At 53.0% G+C, this 4,618-nt stretch carries 4 protein-coding genes and 2 pseudogenes; all 6 read right to left on the bottom strand.

Going from position 1 to position 4,618, the window contains the following annotated elements; genetic code table 11:
• Positions 1 to 378, bottom strand: a pseudogene (locus CPT76_RS37085) (hypothetical protein); the annotation flags it as partial.
• Between the two features lie 44 nt (positions 379 to 422).
• A complete protein-coding gene (locus CPT76_RS06160) occupies positions 423 to 1,148 on the bottom strand; it encodes a phosphonate ABC transporter ATP-binding protein (protein ID WP_076171370.1) in 726 nt (241 codons plus the stop codon).
• Positions 1,149 to 1,265: 117 nt separating this feature from the next.
• The gene (locus CPT76_RS06155) at positions 1,266 to 1,784 is read right to left on the bottom strand and encodes an MFS transporter (RefSeq protein ID WP_105442397.1); all 519 of its coding nucleotides are present in this window, start codon (positions 1,782 to 1,784) and stop codon (positions 1,266 to 1,268) included.
• Entirely contained in the window at positions 1,742 to 2,965 is a 1,224-nt protein-coding gene (locus CPT76_RS06150; RefSeq protein WP_105442263.1) for a sensor histidine kinase, read from the bottom strand. The genes CPT76_RS06155 and CPT76_RS06150 overlap by 43 nt, the downstream gene beginning before the upstream one ends.
• A pseudogene (locus CPT76_RS06145) lies at positions 2,962 to 3,661 on the bottom strand (response regulator transcription factor). The gene CPT76_RS06150 and the pseudogene CPT76_RS06145 overlap by 4 nt, the downstream one beginning before the upstream one ends.
• A partial coding sequence (locus tag CPT76_RS37080) for an FG-GAP repeat protein (protein WP_105442262.1) occupies positions 3,654 to 4,618 on the bottom strand: 965 nt, incomplete at its 5' end. The gene CPT76_RS37080 and the pseudogene CPT76_RS06145, both read right to left, overlap by 8 nt.

Raw genomic sequence — 4,618 nt, 5'->3', positions numbered from 1 at the left:
AAGAGATTCCAGTACCCTGCCCTCTCCGTCGAAAGATGTTACCTTCGTCCACGTTCCGTTGACCAGCTTGAAAATCATGCAGTGGATGACCACCTGCTGATCCGGCGTTTCGTAGAATACGACCGCTTCGTTGACCTTATCTCCGTCCAGATCGACGAAATGGATCAGGTTTGTGTCGGTTTCTTCCCTCGAGCGGATGAGATCCGCTCCATCGGGAAGCTGCGCGTGGATGATCGAGCTCAGCGTCTCTTTATCCGCAGACAGCATCGGCGTCTTCATCAAGCTGACCGGGTCGCTGATAAACGTGCAGCCGCCCAGTACAAACGTCAGCAGGACCGCAGCTGCTGCACGTATCCAGTTTGTCTTCAACAAATGCATTGCATCACTCTTTTCTATACCAAGCCCGCAAGCGGGCGCAAAGTCTAAATCATATTCTTTTCCCTCATCGTCAGACGGCGGCCGCGGATGTCGAATGCGACCTCCCCGCCAGACAACCCGACGATACGGGTGGCAAATTTCTCGGCGAGCTCAATCGGAAGCACGGAAATGACGGTGACGCGCTCCTCCTCGCACAGATTTTTCAGCGTTTCCATTACGCTTTCCGCCGATTTCGGGTCCAGCCCGACCACCGGCTCATCGGCGAGAATAACCTTGGCCCCATGAACCAAAGCTCTTGCGATGGCTATACGCTGCTTTTCACCGCCGCTCAGCGTGCCCGCCTTCATACGGGCTTTATCCAAGAGACCCATCTGCTCGATGACGTCCATCGCGCCCATATAATCGTCCGAGCGGACCATCCCCGTCACCATGCGCCAAAGCGGCGTTTGACTGGCTTGGCCGATCAGCACGTTCTTCAATCCTGTCCGGTTCGGATAGAGCTGGGGATTCTGCTCTAAGTATGCCCATTCGCGTCTAATTTTTCGTTTTCCGCCGAGAGGTTCCTTCAGCACATCCTGGCCGTCGATGACAAACGTCCCTCCGTCCCATTTTTCCTTCAGTGCCAGGCACCGCAGCAGCATGCTCTTGCCGCTTCCGCTGGCACCGACAACGGCGATAAGCTCGCCCTTCTGGATATCGAGGGATACCCCTTTGAGTATCGGAATTCTGTCCACACCGACTGACTTGGTTAAATGCTGAATTCGTATCATGACATTTCTCCTCTTGTCCTGTGATCTCTATCTCTTCTTGGATTTGAACAATACGTTTCTATTATATCGATTATATAGAGTTTTCGCACATTATTGAACCTTTTGGGAAAAACTATTCTATAGCGGCTCCTGACTGCGTCCACCCGAAGTTCGAAAGGCGGTGCCGACGGCGCCGAATATGGCGAAGGCGAGGCCCATCACGATGAACACGCCTCCGTTCCACCCATACTGCATCAGGGTCCCCCCGATGTTCGGCCCGGCGATGCTGCCTATATTAAAATGAAAGGATGCGATGACATTCGCTGCGGGAAGCAGCGCCTTCGGGAGAATATCCGCCGCGTAGGCCAGGCCAAGCGAAAAAAACGAGCCGACCATGCCCCCCGCCAAGCACAGGAGCAGAACGAGCCAGGCTGTAGCCGCTCCTGCCAGCGGCACGGCCATAAAAGCTGCGCCGCCGATGATGCCGCAGGCGATGAGCACGTTTTTGCGGCCGAAGCGGTCGCTCAGCATGCCGAGCGGAAGCTGCAGAATCAATCCGCCGATGCCGATGAACGGAAGCAGGAACGCGATCTGGGACTCGCCCATCCCTGTTCTTAGCCCGTAGACCGGAAAATTGCTGTTAATCCCGGCTTCCATGTACCCGTACAGCAATGCGGGAAGAAGGGCGTACCAGGCGAGTGCATAGAATGCTCATGCGAAAATTTGATCGCATTGTCCACCAGGTTCAGGAACACCTGCTTCAAGCGGTTCGCGTCCCCGGCCACGAGCGGTCTGTCCTCGGACTTCAGCCGGAGCTCAATTTGCCTGCTCTCCGCCTTCGTCCACAGGTTCAGCATGATTTCCTGGAGCAGCTCTTTGATGTCGACACGGCCAATCGCAATCTTCATCTCATTCTGCTGCAGTTTGGAGAAGTCGAGGATTTCCTCAACGAGGCCGATCAGGCGCTCGGTCTCCTTCGTAATGATCTCCATGCCGATCCGGGTCTCCTCGGGGTCATAGCCTCCCGAATTGATCGTTTCACTCCACCCTTTAATGCTCGTCAGCGGCGTCCGCAGTTCGTGCGAAATCGACGAAATGAAATCGTCCTTGACCTGATTGCTCCGGACGATCTCCTGGGCCATATAGTTCAGCGTGGATGCCAGCTCGCCAAGCTCGTACTTGTAGTCGCCCTTGATCCGCTGGTTGAACTTGCCGCGGGCCATCTCGGCGGAGACGGCCGTAATCGTGTTCAGAGGCTGCACGATTGAGTTGGCCAGACCCATACTGAATACGAGCACGATGGCGAGTACAGCCGCTCCTACACCCGTGGCCAGCATGGTTAGATTAAACAATTTATCGTTGACCGTTTCCAGCGAGGTGACATAACGGACGATATAGCCATCCTGCCCGCTGCTCTGCTCCAGCTTCGACACGGCCATGACATTCTCGCCTGTGCTGGCCTGACGCCCGACCCAACGGCCGACGTTGCCGGACAGCGCCTGGGAAATATCGGCCGTCTTCACAGACATATCGGGCTGAAACTCGGAAGAGTTGATCAGCACGTTACCCTGGGTATCCAGAATTTGCACGTTGGCCGAGTTCAGATCGTAGTAGGTCAGCATGGAAGCCAGGTCGCGGTTCCCGTCAAGTCCCGGGTTGATCCGCTGGTAATAATAATCCTCCACATTGTCGATATGGTTTTTAATATGACTATAAATGCTGTCATAGTAATACGTTCGTATGGCTAATAAAAAAATGACTTCCGCCAGCAGAAGCGCCGAGAACACTACGATAAAGTAGTGCAGGACAATCTGCCTGCGTATGCCTTTCTTGATCATTGTCCCTGACCCTTCCATTTATAACCGTGGCCCCATACAGTCTGTAAAAACTCGGGGTCCGACGGATTCTCCTCGATTTTTTTGGCGGAGACGGCGGATATTCACGTCCACGATCTTAGGATCACCCATATATTCTTTGCCCCATACATGATCGAGCAGTACGTCCCTGCTGAGAGGTGTATTTTCTTTTTCGAGGAAAAATTGGATCAGCGAAAATTCCGTCGGCGTCAGTTCGATCGCATGCCCATTCTTCTTGAACTGCTTGGAGATCAGGTCCAGGCTGAACGGACCGGAGTGAAAGCTGACCTTCGCCGTCGTTTCGCGGTGAACGTTCACCCGGCGCAGCAGCGATTGAATCCGTGCGATTAATTCGGTCGGACTGAACGGCTTGCTCACATGGTCGTCCGCCCCGACGGACAGAGCGTACACCTTGTCCTGCTCCTGCACTTTCGCTGTCAAAAAGATAATACCGATCCGTTCGTTCGTTTCCCGGATACGGCGGCATACCTCAAAACCGTCGATCCCCGGAACCATAACGTCCAGCAGTGCGATATCGATATCGGGATTGGACGTCAGTTTATCGAGCGCCTCGTTCCCGTTTGCCGCCTCCAGCACATCGAAGCCGTTGCGTTTCAAGTTGATCACAATAAAACTGCGGATGGAATCCTCGTCTTCCAAAATTAAAACTTTACTCACTGATCTTTTCCTTCCTTTCAATCGGGGGTACCTCGTTCTTCAGCTGCTTCTTGCTGTTATCGATATCAAAGTCCCCGTATTTCTTGTAGCCGATCACCTTGTCGTTCGTCCGGTACAGGTACTTCCATTCATCATGCTGTTTATCCCACTCGGCCAGGGTGAAAAATTTGATCTCGGCCACCGTTTTGCCGGTATCAACCATCACGAAGCGCAAATACTGGTTCTTGATGGACTTGGTGTCCACCGTCACCTTGTTGTGCCACTCCGGCGGGAAGAAGCCCAGCTCGAAGCCGTTCTGTAAATCACGATATTGCTCGGCGACGAATTTTAGTCCTTGTTTGCCGTCCCACTGCGAATATACGAAGAAGTTCGGAATTTCATCCGGCTTGAAATAGTTCCAGCCGATCGGCGGCTCTACGGATCCGATTTCGATGATCCCGTCGTTGTTCACGTCGCCGCTCTTGACCGGCAGATCCTTGAATGTGGTGTCCTGATTGCCTCCGAACACGGACTTCAGCTTCCCGTCCTCCATCACGATGATGTTGGAATAAGAGGCGTCTCCCCCGCCGATCGAGGTGTCGATCACAATGCCTTCCTTGGCTTTACCTTCTGGATCCTTATAGACATTACCTGCGACAATATTGTAATAATTCGAAACGTACGGATCCATATCCAGCTTGTCAATTTCAACATAGCTGCCTTCTTCATACTGGTATGTTGCCACGAACGCCTGATCATTCTGCTTCAGGCTAATAATCGTCAGGTCGTTCTTTTTGTCCCCGTTCAGGTCCATAATGACGAAATTGGTGTAATCCTGCATCAGGTCTTTCTTGATGCTGCCCTCCGTGTACGTATAGACGTACAAACGGTTCACAGGGTTTTCGTCCCTTCTGGAATATCCGGCGATAATATCCGGTTTGCCGTCATTGTTCAGGTCCTTGAACTGAAGAGATTCCA

Origin of the sequence: Paenibacillus sp. AR247 (genome assembly GCF_002968895.1) — a bacterium.
GTDB classification, from domain to species: Bacteria; Bacillota; Bacilli; order Paenibacillales; family Paenibacillaceae; genus Paenibacillus_AQ; species Paenibacillus_AQ favisporus.
The sequence above is the reverse complement of the archived record's forward strand: the minus strand, read 5'-3'. Positions and strand labels throughout refer to the sequence as shown.

Excerpts from the sequence above, each read along its gene's own strand:
- CPT76_RS06160 (WP_076171370.1), bottom strand. The coding sequence starts at position 1,148 with ATGATACGAATTCAGCATTTAACCAAGTCAGTCGGTGTGGACAGAATT.
- CPT76_RS06155 (WP_105442397.1), bottom strand. The coding sequence starts at position 1,784 with ATGGAAGCCGGGATTAACAGCAATTTTCCGGTCTACGGGCTAAGAACA.
- CPT76_RS06150 (WP_105442263.1), bottom strand. The coding sequence starts at position 2,965 with ATGATCAAGAAAGGCATACGCAGGCAGATTGTCCTGCACTACTTTATC.